The organism is Bacillus sp. MT94 (assembly GCF_058792475.1).
This window is the reverse complement of sequence record NZ_JBXAEZ010000004.1, coordinates 502182-518404: the sequence shown is the minus strand read 5'-3', so window position 1 is coordinate 518404 and position 16223 is coordinate 502182. Positions and strand designations below refer to the sequence as shown.

General features: G+C 33.6%; 13 protein-coding genes and 2 pseudogenes. 10 read left to right on the top strand and 5 right to left on the bottom strand.

What is annotated here, in order from left to right; all coding sequences use genetic code 11:
• Positions 1–46: 46 nt before the first annotated feature.
• On the bottom strand, positions 47–1027 hold the full coding sequence (locus tag AC1Q51_RS17770) for a glycosyltransferase family 2 protein (protein WP_000970511.1): 981 nt from the start codon (positions 1025–1027) through the stop codon (positions 47–49).
• Positions 1028–1227: 200 nt separating this feature from the next.
• On the opposite strand from AC1Q51_RS17770, the pseudogene AC1Q51_RS17765 reads away from it, so the two are divergent.
• Positions 1228–1831, top strand: a pseudogene (locus AC1Q51_RS17765) (4-amino-4-deoxy-L-arabinose transferase); the annotation flags it as partial.
• A gap of 61 nt (positions 1832–1892) precedes the next feature.
• Here the strand turns inward: AC1Q51_RS17765 and AC1Q51_RS17760 are convergent.
• The gene (locus AC1Q51_RS17760) at positions 1893–2405 is read right to left on the bottom strand and encodes an acyl-CoA thioesterase (protein ID WP_000412126.1); all 513 of its coding nucleotides are present in this window, start codon (positions 2403–2405) and stop codon (positions 1893–1895) included.
• A 298-nt stretch (positions 2406–2703) separates the two neighbouring features.
• Between AC1Q51_RS17760 and AC1Q51_RS17755 the strand changes: the two genes are divergently transcribed.
• Positions 2704–4017 carry an ArnT family glycosyltransferase gene (locus tag AC1Q51_RS17755; protein WP_001015628.1) on the top strand — a complete coding sequence of 438 codons (1314 nt, stop codon included), beginning with the start codon at positions 2704–2706 and terminating at the stop codon, positions 4015–4017.
• A gap of 210 nt (positions 4018–4227) precedes the next feature.
• Here AC1Q51_RS17755 and AC1Q51_RS17750 read toward each other — a convergent pair whose 3' ends face one another.
• The 3 genes and pseudogenes from AC1Q51_RS17750 to AC1Q51_RS17740 form a co-directional block, all read right to left on the bottom strand.
• A complete protein-coding gene (locus tag AC1Q51_RS17750) occupies positions 4228–4929 on the bottom strand; it encodes a methyl-accepting chemotaxis protein (protein WP_372430521.1) in 702 nt (233 codons plus the stop codon).
• 54 nt (positions 4930–4983) lie between these two features.
• Positions 4984–5529, bottom strand: a pseudogene (locus tag AC1Q51_RS17745) (protoglobin family protein); the annotation flags it as partial.
• A 134-nt stretch (positions 5530–5663) separates the two neighbouring features.
• Positions 5664–6296, bottom strand: a complete 633-nt coding sequence (locus AC1Q51_RS17740) for a trimeric intracellular cation channel family protein (protein ID WP_000924377.1) — start codon at positions 6294–6296, stop codon at positions 5664–5666.
• A 464-nt stretch (positions 6297–6760) separates the two neighbouring features.
• Between AC1Q51_RS17740 and AC1Q51_RS17735 the strand changes: the two genes are divergently transcribed.
• The 8 genes from AC1Q51_RS17735 (at position 6761) to AC1Q51_RS17700 (ending at position 16149) form a co-directional block, all read left to right on the top strand.
• Entirely contained in the window at positions 6761–8233 is a 1473-nt protein-coding gene (locus AC1Q51_RS17735) for an O-antigen ligase family protein (RefSeq protein WP_000880753.1), read from the top strand.
• A 95-nt stretch (positions 8234–8328) separates the two neighbouring features.
• Positions 8329–9438, top strand: coding sequence for a glycosyltransferase family 4 protein (locus AC1Q51_RS17730; RefSeq protein WP_001221224.1), 1110 nt, complete (start codon positions 8329–8331; stop codon positions 9436–9438).
• 21 nt (positions 9439–9459) lie between these two features.
• Complete coding sequence (locus tag AC1Q51_RS17725) at positions 9460–10200, top strand: WecB/TagA/CpsF family glycosyltransferase (protein WP_000290751.1); 741 nt, start codon at positions 9460–9462, stop codon at positions 10198–10200.
• Between the two features lie 215 nt (positions 10201–10415).
• A complete protein-coding gene (locus AC1Q51_RS17720; protein ID WP_000521106.1) occupies positions 10416–11615 on the top strand; it encodes an MFS transporter in 1200 nt (399 codons plus the stop codon).
• A gap of 218 nt (positions 11616–11833) precedes the next feature.
• Positions 11834–12550 (top strand): LytR/AlgR family response regulator transcription factor, encoded by a 717-nt coding sequence (locus tag AC1Q51_RS17715; protein ID WP_492331621.1) that lies wholly within the window; start codon positions 11834–11836, stop codon positions 12548–12550.
• A 122-nt stretch (positions 12551–12672) separates the two neighbouring features.
• Positions 12673–14748 carry a carbon starvation protein CstA gene (gene cstA, locus AC1Q51_RS17710; protein WP_016513279.1) on the top strand — a complete coding sequence of 692 codons (2076 nt, stop codon included), beginning with the start codon at positions 12673–12675 and terminating at the stop codon, positions 14746–14748.
• Positions 14741–14944, top strand: coding sequence for a YbdD/YjiX family protein (locus tag AC1Q51_RS17705; protein ID WP_000914502.1), 204 nt, complete (start codon positions 14741–14743; stop codon positions 14942–14944). The genes cstA and AC1Q51_RS17705 overlap by 8 nt, the downstream gene beginning before the upstream one ends.
• Before the next feature lie 149 nt (positions 14945–15093).
• Positions 15094–16149 carry a GGDEF domain-containing protein gene (locus tag AC1Q51_RS17700; protein ID WP_000942876.1) on the top strand — a complete coding sequence of 352 codons (1056 nt, stop codon included), beginning with the start codon at positions 15094–15096 and terminating at the stop codon, positions 16147–16149.
• Positions 16150–16223: the final 74 nt, after the last annotated feature.

Sequence of the window (16223 nt, the reverse complement as noted above, 5' to 3'; positions counted from 1 at the left end):
AATTTGATTTGTTTACGGAAAGAGAGATGAGTACTATATTTTCAGTTTAAGAAAACAGAAATTTAATTCGTACAAACCAAAGCATTGCATATAGTTTTTTACTACGCTTTCCATTTTTTGAATAGATTTTACGGCAATATTTCTTTATATCTTTTTTGATTAATTGAACTTGGGCATTATTTAATTGAGAGTTTTCTTTAATGTATATACAAGCATTATTGATAACCGTATAAGGGAATAAATAAGTCTCAAGAATCTCAATAAGTGACTGAGGGTCTTTCGTAATGAAGTCTTGAGATTTATTATGTACCCAGTCTTTCATACGATTGAATACTTCCAGTTCTTTAGTTGTTTTTAATTCGTAATCTTTATATTTAGAAGAAAGATTTCCTTCGGATAAGATTCTATAATATGTTAAATATTCATCCACATAGCATACATTTGTCACACTCATTAGTTTAAATAAAAACTCCAAGTCTTCTCCCCAGCTACATCCTGGTGTAAAACGGATATTATGATTCATTGCGATAGAGCGTTTGAAAATCCAAGTACTTGTTTGAGCAACAACTTGGTGTGTTAAGAATGCTTTTGCCATATCACCTTTAATAAAGTTTGTTGTATGCTCAATCTTTTCGCCTGTTTCTTCGTAGAAATTCATATAACCACAATAGCACGCATCCATGTTGTTTTTATGCATACTCTCGATTTGTTTCTCAATTTTAGTTGGATGCCATAAGTCATCACTATCAAGGAAAGCGACGTATTCCCCGCTAGCATTTTCAATCCCTGTATTACGAGCTACTGAAACGCCTTGGTTTTTTTGGTGAACGTATTTTACTTGCCCCGGATATTTTTCTGCAAGATTTTTTACGATAGAAGGTGATTGATCTTTACTTCCATCATCTACAATTACAATTTCAATGTTTTTATATGTTTGATCCAGTATTGACTGCATTGTGTCTTCAATATATTTTTCTGTGTTATACAGAGGTATGACAACAGAAACAAGTTGTTTTTGTTCCATCATAGAATTTTTATCTCCTCAAATTTTTTATGTCTTGCACCATATATACAAGCCTTTTGAAAGGAAGAGGATTACAAGAACATCTGTATCAGTTTAACGCATATAAACTTTGTAAATCAACTTTCTATTATTGTACTTTGTATACAAAGTACAATAATAGAATATATTTTCTTGTGAAAATATATAAATAAAATTTGAAAATTATGTATTTTAAGGGGAGATATGAAATGTTAAGGCGATTTGCGCTTCGTTTTGCAACTTTACAAACACATGGTGCAGATTTGATTCTAGCTAGCGATGATATAGGTTATCAAAAAATGGAAACTATTTTATTGGAAACAGGAATGTTAATATATCATGTGCTTGATAAACCACCTATTCATATTATGCCAGGTTTTCCAGTGTTTTTAGTTACTGTATTTTACTTTTTTGGAAATGGTAATAAAGGCCTTTTTGTAGCTAAATTAATTATTATCCTATTAGGAGTACTTATTATTTTACTAACTTATAAGATTGGTACTTATTTATTGAATCCCGCTGCAGGATTAATAGGTGCTTTCTTATTAGCGGTGTATCCTCCAGAGATTGTTGTGGAAAATTTAACTTTAACAGAAGGACAGTTTCTATTCTTTTCATTGGGATTATTATATTGGAGCTTAAAATTAGCTGATACTCATAAAACGAAACATTTTCTACTTTTTAGCATTGTACTTACGCCTACAAGTTGCTTTATATCCAATACTATTATTTATATATCTTTTAATGAAGCGCTATCCATTCCGCATTATGATGAAGCAAGCGATAGTATTTTTTATAATAAAAAATACATGCAAGGAAGGACCTGTGCATGTATGATGAGAAGATTATGTTAAATATTCCAAGGCTTACTTAAAGTTAAAACTTCAGCCATCTCTTTACTTTTTAAACGTCCCTTTTTTCGGTTTTCCGCGCGTTCTAAACCGGTTGTGTGTAACCAATGTTCTTCCTGAGTTTCAGGTAGTACTTGTGGTACGGACGAAGGTTTTCCATCTTTTATAGCCACAAATGTAATGAAGCAAGTAGCAGCAATTCTACGCTCGCCTGCTAATAAATTTTCTGCGATTACTTTTACGAAAACTTCCATTGAAGATTTCCCTGTATAACACACAAATGCTTCATAACAAACAGAATCAGCTTGGTGAATTGGAGTTAAAAAATCAACTGAATCAATAGATGCTGTTACGCAATGTTTACGACTATGTCTTGCAGCCGCAATTGAAGCAATACTATCAATTTCTGCTAATAATTTCCCTCCAAAAAGTGTTTGGTGATTATTTAAATCGTTAGGAAAAACACGTGTTGTCTTAATTGCTTTAGATTCTCGCATGAATTTCTTTTCCATATATTCAGCCCCTATAGTCTGTTTTCAATCAGAATAATATGTGTAAGTGGAGTACTCATATTAGATATTTAATGAAGTAAAGTGTATTCCAAAATAGGATTATTTAAACTTCTGTATTTGTATTCATGTAACTGAAAGAAAATTTATTTTATCTAAAATGTAGTGTAAAAGAGGATTCGCTTACATTGCAAGTAAAAAGTAATGACTATGTATTCGTCATAGAAATTCCCTATCAGCCGTGTACCCATTCATGATAGAATCATTTTGTTATGAATGGAAATAGAGGTGCAATGGACATATGAATCATATACAAACAAATTTTTCATCTTTCTTCAATAAAATTACGATCGGTGCGATGCTCGCATTTTTCGCTTATAGTTGTTGGGTAGCATTTGAGACAAGTAAGCAATTCTTTGGAGGAAGTACAACAAGTGTAACAATCATATTGGCAATTTTCGTCATACTTATTTTGTTAGTGGCATCAATTCTACAATATCGTTTTACAGATAAACAATTTCTTATTTTTCTTATAAGTATATCTATAGTTGTGAGGCTTAGTATGCTGTTATTTGTAGATGCTCCAATAATTGGTGATATGAAAGTGATGTATGAGTCTGCAAAGCAGATTGCAATTGGTAATAATATAGGGACTGTAACTCATTTGCCTTTTATTATATATGAGTCAGTAATCATTCGTATATTCGGTGATACATTATTCGCTTTACAACTATTTAATGTGTTATTTTGCGCAGGAACCGCATTTTTTATTTATCGTATTGCGGCAATGGTTTTTGGAGAAGAATGCGGTCGTATTGCTTCTATATTTTATGCCCTGTATATTCCAAATATATTGCTGAGTTCCGTATTAACTCCTGAGTCACTTGCAATATTTTTATTTTATTTTGCTTGTTACATACTTTTATATAAAGGGTTAGATCATCCTTATATGTGGGTGTTTTCAGCGGTTTTATTTGCATTTAGTAATATGATTTTCCCGATAGGATTATTTCTTCCTATTTTTATCACTGTATATGTATTATTAATTGAAGTGTCTCAATCAGCAACGAAACAAAAAGTGTTACTAAAGATGGTAGGGATACTTATTCTATTTTATAGTACTCATTTTGGTGTGAATTATGGAATTAAGGCAATGGGATTGTCACAATATACGATTTCGAATGAGACGTATGTTCAATCTGTCTTAATTGGAAAAAAGAAACATGAGGAAAAAATATCGAAAAATCAAAGTGTAACAGAGCATATTGATCAAAAGTTAAAAGAGATTGAGGGAGAAAGATTTAAACTTTTAGAACCGATGATAAATCAGTTTTCAGATGAGGGGATAAATTCTATTCTTTTCAAATGTGAAAAACTGATATATATAGCCGTAACATTGTTTATGACTATAGCTCTATTGCACTTCCTTATTAAGAAACAACAAAATGAAGGGTATATGTTGTTCTTATTTTTAATTAGTGGCTACGTATTGTTAAGGCTTTTCCAAGTAGATATGGCATATTACAATGTAATTATGCCGGCATTGTTTATTTTGCAGAGCTTTGGTGTTTATATGAGTTATGTGTATTGTCAAAAAATATTTTTCAGAAAATAAAAAGAATCCATTCTGGATTCTTTTTTTTTGATGGAAGATGAAATTTAGTAGTCAGTGCAAAATGGAAAGTATGCCGGACCTGAATTTTATTCCGCTATTTTCCGGACAGTCAGACACCACCTCAAAATCAGCGAAAGCAAAGAAGTTAGGTGGGGGCGGACTGCCTGTAAAAGCCCGATTGTTGAGGGCTGATTAAAGTTTCACTTTATCTTATCGATTTAGTTCTAGTTGTAAATTATCGGCTGTTAGAGCCATTTGTGAGGAATCATCTTGAATTCCTTTCATTACTTGTGAAATAGCTTGTAGCTCATGTTCAATTTTCTTATTCTGTTCTTTTGAGTTAGACATATCTTTTACAATTTCTTGGAAGTATCGATCTGTTGCCGACATACTATCGGTTCCTTCTGATACGAGAGAGCTAATTTGTTTCACGGAAGACGAGACACGGATAATTTGTTCATTTGTTTTTTCGACGAGCTTTGTAACGTTAAAGATAGATTCTTTCGTTTGCTCTGATAATTTTCGGATTTCACCAGCAACAACAGAAAACCCCTTCCCAAATTCTCCAGCACGTGCAGACTCGATAGCAGCATTTAGTGCGAGTAAATTTGTTTGCTCCGCGATTGATTTAACGATATCTATGATTTCGTTAATTTTGTTAGAAATATCAAGAAGTTCATGAGTATCTGTAATAATCGTTTCCATATTCATTTGAATAGATCCCATTCGTTTGTTTTGCTGGTTTAATTGTTCTTTCCCTTTATTCGCTTTTTCTTCAGATGTTGTAGCTAATGATGTACCTGTTTTAGCAATCTCTACAATAGTTTCAGACTTAGCGGTTAGTTTTTGAATAGAAGAGCTTGTCTTTTCAGATACAGCAGCTAGTTCTGTTGCGATATGCGTAATTGTCATAGCAGTTAGTTCTTTTTCTTTCTCATGTTCTTTTTGCATTCTTTCATATTCAGATTCATAAGCTGCAAGAACAAGTTCTTGTTCAAGAGTGAATAATTTATTTATGACATTTATAGAATAGGAAAAATCATCGATTGTTGTTATTTTTGTTTGCAAAATCTTCATGATAGAGCGGAATAATTCTTGATAAGCAGCAGTATACCATTTTCGATGTAAACCAATTTGCACATGTCTTTTTGCAATTCTAACACGCTGTTCAATGAAATCTTCATGCATATTGCCGCTGAATAATTCTTTAATATGTGTTTTTAAAGTTTGTTTTAGTTTTGGAATAGAGCTGTAACGTTCAATAATAGTAATTAAATTAGGTTGTTTTGTAATGTTGGCATAGAATTTTTCAGTAATCCAATCAATTTCTGCATAAATAAAAGGCTGTAGTACTTTTACAACTTGTAAATCTTCTTTTGAAATATGTAGCATATCCATTTGAATTTTCAATTCAGAATTAGTAGGTACATTAAAAGTTATTTGTTGGTCCTTACTTAATTCGATTATACTGGCATTTGTTTTATTAATATTTTTTCTGAAAACCCCAAGCATCATTCTTCCCCCTGTATATAAAACGTTTTCAATTTTAAAACTAATATAGAGTAATTATATATGCTTATATATAATTACTCTATATTAGTTCGTTGAATAGTATATAAATTAAGAGAATTCTAGATAGAATTCTCTTAATGGCCTTTATTAATTTTAGCATGTGTTTTAAAGAAAACAGGGAAATGCACATTATATATTACAGTGACGACACGAATAACGAATGTTACTAATAAACAAACATAGAAAGCTAATACGTGCGCCCCCATAGCGTATGTGATTAGGAAGCTAATTGCTCCTAAGATAGAAGCGATTGCGTAAATCTCTTTTCGGAATACGTAAGGGATATCTTGAGCACAAATGTCACGCAAAATACCGCCTCCAATACCTGTAATGACTCCCATTGAAACAACTAGAAATGAGGCGTCAACATGATGTGACATTGCCGCATTTGCACCAATAGCTGTAAAAACGCCTAATCCAACAGCATCAGAAAGCATAATAACGACTTGAAGTTTATTGATACGCTCAAAAAACATACAAGTAAATAATGCTGATAATACACTTACGAAAAAGTAAATGGGTTTTACAAATGCGACAGGGGGCAGGTTACCAATCATGATATCACGAATAATACCGCCGCCGAGCGCAGTAGCTACAGCTAAACAAAGGACACCAAATAAATCTAAATCTTTTTTTAAACCAACTAATGTACCAGAAATGGCAGCGGCGATAATGCCAAGAAACGTAAATATATCGATTAATAACATGGCCTTAATCCCTTTCTCTTAAAGATGTTCCAGAGAAAAAATATACACTAAAGTATTGGAAATAACAATTACTTTTCGTTACATGTATAAAAACGGATAAAATACATAAAGAAAGCGTTTGAAAATGCTTAGGAGAAAACGAAGCAAGGTTAATCTTTAGTTGTAGGATAGCCGAGTGGGTGTTTGTATGTAATTATTAAATTTTATATACTTATAAATAAATTAAAAAATGTTACTATAATGCTGATAATAAGTGGAAGAGTGTTAGATAGTTTTTATAGAGATAGGGAAGAATAGCTAAAGGATAATGTTTTCTAGCACTACTTAAGCTGAATTTGGTTAGTTTCGGCATAAAAATAAGTTCTCAATTTAAATATGAGTTATGTTATAATTGCTAGGTGTGTTTTAACGATAATAAATTATGATTAAAAGATAATGTTAAGATTTTGTATGGAGGTCTTGGAATGTTAGCAAATCAAGCTAGGGTTAGATTTGAGCATTTTTTGCTCTTTTTTATTATTTTACAGCCTGTTTTAGATTTATTAACGTCTCTTAGCATCACTTTATTAAAGTCAAATGCTACCGTTGGAATTTTAGTAAGATTCCTTATTATGGCTGTTGGTGGTATTTACATTTTAATTCAGGCAAAAGAGAAGGAAAATAGAAAGTTTTTAATTTATCTTATATTATTAGCCGGCGTTTTAGGGATAGGATTTATTAATAACAAACTAGTTAAGGATCCTATTGTACTTAGTGAAGAAGTTAAATTCGTTGCGAAAGCATTATATATATATATTATGCTGGGATCATACATTTTAGCTTTAAAATCATTGAAAACGAAAGTTAATATTAGTGATAAGGTTCGAAATAGTATTGTATATTCTACATTAATCATTAACGCAATTATGGTTATTTCTATTTCAACATCTACTGACTTTGGTAGTTATGAATGGATGAAGGTTGGTTCTCGAGGTTGGTTCTATGCAGGGAATGAACTAGGTTCAATCTTAGCTATTATTTTCCCTATTGTGGTACTATATTCTATTCAAAAAACAAAGAGCTGGAAACATATTTTATATTGGATTCCATCACTTTTAATGATTTACTCATTAATTCAAGTTGGTACAAAAGTAGGAATGGGCTCAATTGGTGCTACGTTGGCAGCAGCAATCGGGATCATTGTACTACAATTATTATTTAATAGAAAAAATCCGAACAAAAAATCTCTTGCACTTAACGCAGTAATTGCTATTGTCCTATTAGCTGGTGTAGTTGGGACGTTTAAACAAACACCATTAGCACAAAATATGGGCATTCATAATAATTATTTATCAGAGCAAAATGTGGCTCAGCAAGGCCAAAAAGAACAAGAAATTAAAGATAAGTTGAAAAAAGAACAAGAACTTAAAGCAAAAGAAGAAAATCATCATAAAGTTGAAAAGCCAGAAGAAAAGGCGAAGATAGAAGAGGAAGTTAAGAAAGAACTTGAGAAAGAGCAAAAGAAAGAAAATCAAGAAAACCTTATTTTCAGTGGACGTCAAGTATATGAAGAAAGACATAAGCAGTTCTTTAAAGAAGCGCCAATGTCACAAAAGTTATTAGGAATGGGTTATGCAGGTAACTTTAAATACAATGAACAAAAGCAGCCAGATCCAAAACTAATTGAAATGGACTTCCATGATTGGTTTTACGATTTCGGGATTATTGGCTTTGTATTACTAATGATTCCATTTATTTATTACGGGCTAAGAATTCTACTAGCATTTGCTACGAGATTTAAGGACATATTTAATATAAAATATGGAATGATTTCAGCAAGCTTATTGTTAGCGTTAGGTATTGCTTATATTGCAGGACATATTTTAACAGCACCAGGAGTTGGAATTTACTTTGTAGTGGTGTTAGCTTATCTAATAGTAGACCTAGAAATTGAATGATAAAAATAAAAGCTAACTTTTGTTAGCTTTTATTTTTTAGTACAGTAAAATAAAAATAGATGGAAACGTAGCGAGGATTTAAAGGAGGAAAAAATATGAGAATATTGCATATGAATGCAGGAGCAGAAGATGGGGGGGGGAAAACACATATTATTTCACTTCTCGATCAGTTTCCAACTGGTGAAGTAGAATTAGCAGTATTTGAAGATGGAATTGTTGCGAAGGAAGCAAGGGAGTTAGGGATAAAAGTCCATGTGTTTTCACAAAAATCGCGCTATGATTTATCCATTTTAAAGAATATAAGTGAATTTATTAATAAAGAAAAATTTGATGTAGTTCATACACATGGTCCTAGGGCTAATTTCTATGTTTCTTTAATGAAAAAGAGAATAAAGGCAAAATGGGTAACGACTATTCATAGTGATCCATTTCAAGACTTTACTAAACAGGGCTTAAAAGGTTGGATTTTTACGAAATTAAATTTGAAAGCCTTAAAAAATATAGACTTATTTTTCGTTGTAACAAATAGATTGAAAAAAAGCTTGGCAGCATTAGGCATTTCAAATGACAAGATGCATGTTATTTATAATGGAATTGAATACGATCAGGAAAAAGCAGAAGGCTATAATAAAAAAGAAATGTTCAATATTGATGAAGATGTATTTACGGCAATCCAAGTAGCACGATTACATCCCGTCAAAGGACATGAAGTTTTATTCGATGCGTTACAACAAACAAAATTAGAGAAAATTAAAGTATTATTAGTTGGCGATGGCCCATTAGAAGAAAATCTAAAGTCATTAGCTACTGAAAAAGGGATTAACGATAAAGTAGAGTTTTTAGGACATCGTCAAGATGTAAAACAATTATTTGCGTCGTCACATGTAAATTTATTAACTTCCCATAGTGAAGGGTTCCCACTAGTTTTATTAGAAGCGGCAAACCAACGTGTACCATCAATTGTGACTAGGGCTGGAGAAATTGAGCCATTAATCGTAGATGAAACTTACGGATGGATTGTGCCAACAGGTGATGGAAAGACATTAGCATTAGCTTTAGAAGAAGCGTATGATAAGTGGAAAACGGGAGAATTAGCAGCAATGGGTAAACATATTTATGAGCATGCTACTATGAACTTCTCACTTCAAAAACTATATGAAGATACAAAAGAAACATATAAGCAATTAATAGCGAAAAACTTGTAATGATAGAGAGGATAGTTAACTATGGCAGTACAAACAGTTGATATTCTAGGCGTTCCTTTTTCTACAATGACAATGGATGAAACGGTCCAATATTTAAAAGAACAACTAGAAGCGGAACGAACTCATACGTTTCAGGTAGTAACAGCAAATCCTGAAATTGTTATGTGCGCAAAAAAGGATGAAAAGTTCTATCAAACATTATTGAATACAGATTTAATTACACCTGATGGTATTGGGGTTGTAAAGGCAAGTGGTATGCTTGGTACACCTTTAAAAGAGCGTGTAGCAGGTTTTGATTTAATGTGTAATTTACTTGCGAAGTTATCAGAAGATAGTAAACCAGTATCTGTTTTCTTATTAGGTGCAAAGCCACATGTTGTACAAGCTGCAGCAGATCATTTAACAAAGACATATTCAGCTGTATCCATCGCCGGTACACAAGATGGTTATTTTAAACAAGAAGACGAAGAGAATATTATTTCTCGCATTCAAGAAGCAAAACCAGATTTATTACTTGTTGCACTCGGTTTCCCGAGACAAGAGAACTTTATCCAAAACAATAAGCATCGTTTAGAAACGAAAATGGCTGTTGGAGTGGGTGGAAGTTTAGACGTATGGGCTGGAGAAGTAAAACGTGCACCAAAATGGATTCAAGCGATTCATTTAGAGTGGTTTTATAGATTATGCAGTAATCCAACACGCTGGCGTCGTCAGTTAGTATTAGCGGAATTTTTAAAAGAAGTAATGCGTTCGAAAAAGTAGCGAAATATCGCTGCTTTTTTTATTTGTTCATTTTTAATAAATTGAAACTTTAATCAGTGAGGCATTCCTACTGATTATTAGCCCTCACCAATCGGGATAGACGTTTTACTTTTTGGGAATGATGAAGGAGAAATTTTTTACACAAAAGTATTTTACTTATACAATTCACACATGTAAAATGATGTGTAAAGACACCTGTGTGAGGAGGACTTCTAGTGGGCAAGGTAAAAGAAATTTCGAAGCGCAAACTACTTGGTATAGCTGGGCTTGGATGGCTATTTGATGCAATGGATGTTGGAATGCTTTCATTTGTAATGGTAGCCTTGCAAAAGGATTGGGGATTAACGAGCCAGGAAATGGGCTGGATAGGTAGTATTAACTCAATCGGTATGGCAGTAGGAGCGCTTATTTTTGGGATACTATCAGATAAAATAGGGCGAAAATCAGTCTTTATTATTACATTATTATTATTTTCTATCGGTAGTGGTTTAACTGCGTTAACGACGACACTCGCGATGTTTCTCGTTTTACGCTTTGTAATTGGTATGGGGCTTGGCGGAGAGCTTCCGGTTGCCTCTACACTAGTATCAGAGAGTGTTGAAGCACATGAGCGTGGGAAAATTGTTGTGTTATTAGAAAGTTTTTGGGCAGGTGGATGGTTAATTGCAGCTCTTATCTCGTATTTTGTTATTCCGAAATATGGTTGGGAAGTTGCGATGGTATTGAGTGCAGTTCCAGCACTATATGCTTTATATTTAAGATGGAATTTACCGGATTCCCCAAGGTTCCAAAAAGTTGAAAAAAGACCATCTGTTATTGAAAATATAAAATCAGTTTGGTCTGGGGAATATCGTAAAGCAACAATTATGCTATGGATTCTATGGTTTTGTGTTGTCTTTTCCTATTATGGAATGTTCCTTTGGTTACCGAGTGTAATGGTGCTAAAAGGGTTTAGTTTAATAAAAAGTTTCCAATACGTACTTATTATGACGTTAGCTCAACTTCCAGGGTATTTCACCGCTGCTTGGTTTATTGAACGTCTCGGTCGTAAATTTGTTTTGGTTACGTATTTAATCGGGACAGCTTGCAGTGCCTATTTGTTTGGGGTTGCGGATTCATTAACAGTATTAATCGTGGCAGGTATGTTACTATCCTTCTTTAACTTAGGTGCTTGGGGAGCATTATACGCCTATACACCTGAGCAGTATCCAACCGTTATTCGTGGTACAGGTGCAGGAATGGCAGCAGCGTTTGGGCGTATTGGTGGTATTCTTGGGCCACTATTAGTGGGGTATTTAGTTGCCTCAGAAGCTTCACTATCATTAATATTTACGATTTTCTGCGGATCAATTTTAATTGGTGTATTTGCTGTAGTAATACTTGGACAAGAAACGAAGCAAAGAGAATTAGTATAAAGTGAAATTTTAAATGTATGCCTGATCGTTTATTACCCTACACTACTCGGCTCTTTCTAGGCAGTTAATGTAGGATAAAGGGGGAGAGGAAACCGAAGGGGTTTCCTTTTTTCTGTTTTTTTAGATAAATAATGGTATAGTAAGAAAAAGGGATTATTTCTTATAAAAGCGAATGTATACAGCAGGACATATGGACAAAGAATTAGGTGGTTGAAGAAATGAAAATTTTACTGATCATGGAAGAGGCAGAAGAGAGAAGAGAGTTAGCTGAAAATTTCACTGAAAATATGAGAAATGTAGAATGTTTTGAAGCAAAGACAGGAACAGAATCTTTATTTATGATGAAAAAACATATACCAGACTTTGTTTTTTTAAGTGCCAAATTACTAGATGGTACTGGTTTTGAATATGCAAGTTTATTACGAGAAATAAATTGCTATACAAAATTTATTTTTGTAGGTGAAAACATAGAGGAATCTATTACAGCTTTTCGTTTCCAAGCATTTTATTATTTATTACGACCATTTCGTGAAGAAGATTTACAATTTCTTTTATATAAAATAGGTAAAGAACAAGGTGAGAAAGCAAAGAGTTATTTGCGGAAACTACCGATAGAAAGTCAAGAAGGTATACGATATATGCTTCCAGAAGATATCGTATATGTAAGTAAAAATAAAGAAAATAAAACTGTTTCAATTTACACAACGAATAATCAGTATATTTCAACATATACACTTCAGGAATTAGAAAATAAGCTAAATGCATATGATTTTTTACGTGTGCATAAAAGCTATTTAATTAATATGTCATATGTAAAAGAACTGAAACCTTATTATAATGGCACGTATAATTTGTATTTAGATAGGTATGATGAGCAACCGATTCCAGTCAGTCGTAATTATGTAAAACGCCTTCGAAATAACATTGAATTATAGTAGGTAATGAGAGTATTTTAACATGATAAACTGAAAATCCTTCATGATAAGGAGGATTCAAGTTAAATATTCAGAAAATTTAGTACAATCTCCACTAAGAAATAGTATTGGGGGAATTGTATGTGAAGACATTGAAATCGATCTTACTTTGGGGCGTTATTACAGCAGTAGGAGCAGGTGCTTTTGGGGTAATAGCTTTATCACAAGGTGAAACCATTAATGCTGTATGGCTCTTAGTAGCTGCCGTATGTGTATATGCAGTTGCTTATCGTTTTTATAGTAGATTTATAGCGAGAAAGGTTTTTAATTTAGATGATAATCGGCAAACACCAGCCCATACATTAAACGATGGGAAAGACTATGTTCCGACAAATAAGTGGGTATTATTTGGACATCACTTTGCAGCGATTGCTGGGGCGGGACCTTTAGTAGGACCGATTTTAGCAGCACAAATGGGATATTTACCAGGGACCATTTGGATTATTGTTGGGGTAGTTGTTGCGGGGGCTGTTCAAGATTTTGTCATTTTATTTGCTTCGATGAGACGTAATGGTAAATCGTTAGGAGAAATGATTAAGGATGAGATTGGACCTGTTACAGGACTAATTGCAATGATAGGTATTTTAGGAATTATGATTATTTTATTAGCAGTATTAGCGTTAGTCGTAGTAAAGGCACTGATCGGAAGTCCTTGGGGAATGTTTACGATAGCAGCAACGATTCCTATCGCTATTTTAATGGGAGTTTATATGCGCTATATTAGGCCTGGTCGTGTTGGAGAAGGGTCAGTAATTGGTATTATCCTACTTATTTTATCTCTTATTGGAGGACAGTATGTAGCAGAAAACCCAACACTTGCAAGTATGTTCACATTTAGTGGTGAAACAATTGCTATTATGCTTATTGTATATGGATTTATTGCATCTGCATTACCAGTTTGGATGCTATTAGCACCACGTGATTATTTAAGTACATTTTTAAAAGTTGGAACAATCGTTGGATTGGCGATAGGTATTTTAATTGTAGCACCCAATTTACAAATGCCAGCAGTTTCGCAATTTATTGATGGAACTGGTCCTGTTTTCTCCGGCAATTTATTCCCGTTCTTATTTATTACGATTGCCTGTGGTGCGGTCTCTGGATTCCATGCTCTCGTTTCATCTGGTACAACTCCAAAAATGATTGAGCAAGAGGGACATGCACAGCCAATTGGTTACGGAGCAATGTTAATGGAGTCATTTGTAGCAGCGATGGCAATGATTGCAGCTTGTGTATTAACGCCAGGAACTTATTTTGCGATTAATAGTCCGGCGGCACTTATTGGTACGGATGTATCGCAGGCAGCTCAAGTTATTTCTTCATGGGGATTTGCTATTACACCAAATGAATTAAAAGAACTTGCTGTAAATGTTGGAGAGCAAACAATTTTATCACGTACAGGTGGAGCACCAACGTTAGCAATAGGTATGGCATATATTTTCTCACAAGTAATAGGTGGAACGGCGATGATGGCATTCTGGTATCATTTTGCCATTCTTTTTGAAGCCCTATTTATTTTAACAACGATTGACGCAGGAACTCGTGTAGGACGATTTATGATTCAAGATATTTTAGGGCATGTATATAAGCCGTTTGCGAAAACAGATTCTACATTAGCTAATGTAATAGCTACAACGTTATGTGTATTAGGGTGGGGATATTTCTTATACCAAGGGGTAATAGATCCGCTCGGTGGAATTAATACATTATGGCCACTTTTCGGTATTGCAAATCAAATGCTAGCAGGTATTGCATTATTACTTGGAACGACAATTTTGTTCAAAATGGGGAAAAAGGCGTACGTTTGGGTAACACTTATTCCAACTGTGGGATTGCTTATTGTAACAATGACAGCTGGTTATCAAAAGCTATTTCATGAAAATCCTAAAATCGGATTTCTATCTCACGCGAAGGTGTTTCAGGGAGCGTTAGATGAAGGGAAAGTGTTAGCACCAGCTAAAAATGTTACTCAAATGAAGCAAATTATTTTTAATGATTATATCGATGCAGCGCTTTGTGGGATTTTTATGATAGTTGTAATCGCTGTGTTAATTTCAGCACTTCGAATTTGGATACAAGTATTAAGAAATAAGCCAATGCCGTTAAAAGAGGCACCATATATTCCTAGAGATGAAAGTGAGTCGAGGAACTATGCTTAAAAAGCTGTGGCAAGTATGGGGGGAAAGGAAGCGCTTTATTAGTTTGCTCGTTGGGGTACCAAGTTATGAAATATACGTAGAGCATATGAAAAAGCATCATCCAGAAGAAGAGATTGTATGTCAAAAGCAGTTTTTTGCTGAGGCACAAGAAGCAAGATTTAACGCAAAGGGTGGAAAAATATCACGCTGTTGTTAATGAAAAAGGGCGAGTTTTCGCCCTTTTTATTTTTTTTGCTGTTTCACGTGGAACAGCAAAAAAATAAACAAAAAACTTTGGGAATTATAGGGATTTCGTATACAATAAAGTGAGGAAGGGGATAGATGGAAAAGTAGGGAGATTATTTTATGTTAAGGGACTTATTTGTAAATACAACAATTATTATTTCCTTTATTTTTGTTGGAGGTCAGCTTTTAAGAGATAAGCCGTTAAAAGAAGGATTCTCTTTTTTGCAGAAGTGTGTAATCGGTATTTTTACTGGAATATTAGGTGTACTGTTAATGCATTTTGGTGTACACATTGAAGATATTATGTTGGATTTACGTTATTTAGCCGTTATTTTGGCAATTATAGTTGGAGGTCCGGTAGCTAGTAGTATAACAGTTACTATAATTTTAATTACTCGGCTAATTTTTACTGAGTACTCTTTAGCTTCCGAATTGGCTTGCTATACAATTCTACTAAGTGGAATTGGTGTTATCTTTATTGCAAGAATACAAACTTCGATTACGTTAAAGTTAGTATGGTTACACGTATACTGCCTTTCTATTTTGATAGTACCGATGTATATATTATTTAATGATATATCTGTAGTTGTACTATATTTAATTTCAAGTATTACTACAGGTTACATAACATTCGTAAGTACAAACTATGTTTTACAATCCAATGAGTTATTTCAAAAGATGAAACAATACGCAACGATAGATGCATTGACAGGTTTAGGAAACGTAAGACAGTTTGATTTAGAGATGAATTGTCATATTAGTAATAAGAACATGAAAAATGATTCGCTTTGTTTACTCCTTATAGATATTGATCACTTTAAGTATGTAAATGATACGTACGGGCATCCTGCAGGGGACGAAGTGTTAAAACAAGTAGGATGTATTTTACGAGAAACTTCACAATTTCCAGATTTGGCTTTTCGAAAGGGTGGAGAGGAGTTTGCGCTTTTGATACCGAATAAGGGATTAGCTTACGGAATTTGTATGGGCGAGCAAATTCGTACAGCTGTTGAAAGTCACCCATTTCAATTGTTAGATGGAACAAAAATAAAAATTACGGTTTCGGTAGGGGTTTCAGAGTATGAAGGGTCATCAGAGCAATTTATTCAAGCGGCGGATGATGCGTTATACTACTCGAAACGAAATGGTAGAAATAAGGTTAGTTCTGCATCTTAAAGATAAGATGACCAGAAGACATAAAGCTTATAAAAAACACTCACAGAGTCAATGTATGAACCTTGTGAGTGTTT

Bases quoted from the DNA above. Each gene is read 5' to 3' on its own strand.
- AC1Q51_RS17705 (WP_000914502.1), top strand. From the start codon at position 14,741: ATGCTTAAAAAGCTGTGGCAAGTATGGGGGGAAAGGAAGCGCTTTATT.
- AC1Q51_RS17715 (WP_492331621.1), top strand. From the start codon at position 11,834: ATGAAAATTTTACTGATCATGGAAGAGGCAGAAGAGAGAAGAGAGTTA.
- AC1Q51_RS17730 (WP_001221224.1), top strand. From the start codon at position 8,329: ATGAGAATATTGCATATGAATGCAGGAGCAGAAGATGGGGGGGGGAAA.
- AC1Q51_RS17750 (WP_372430521.1), bottom strand. From the start codon at position 4,929: ATGACAATTACGCATATCGCAACAGAACTAGCTGCTGTATCTGAAAAG.
- AC1Q51_RS17755 (WP_001015628.1), top strand. From the start codon at position 2,704: ATGAATCATATACAAACAAATTTTTCATCTTTCTTCAATAAAATTACG.
- AC1Q51_RS17700 (WP_000942876.1), top strand. From the start codon at position 15,094: ATGTTAAGGGACTTATTTGTAAATACAACAATTATTATTTCCTTTATT.
- AC1Q51_RS17760 (WP_000412126.1), bottom strand. From the start codon at position 2,405: ATGGAAAAGAAATTCATGCGAGAATCTAAAGCAATTAAGACAACACGT.
- AC1Q51_RS17740 (WP_000924377.1), bottom strand. From the start codon at position 6,296: ATGTTATTAATCGATATATTTACGTTTCTTGGCATTATCGCCGCTGCC.
- AC1Q51_RS17735 (WP_000880753.1), top strand. From the start codon at position 6,761: ATGTTAGCAAATCAAGCTAGGGTTAGATTTGAGCATTTTTTGCTCTTT.
- AC1Q51_RS17770 (WP_000970511.1), bottom strand. From the start codon at position 1,027: ATGATGGAACAAAAACAACTTGTTTCTGTTGTCATACCTCTGTATAAC.
- AC1Q51_RS17725 (WP_000290751.1), top strand. From the start codon at position 9,460: ATGGCAGTACAAACAGTTGATATTCTAGGCGTTCCTTTTTCTACAATG.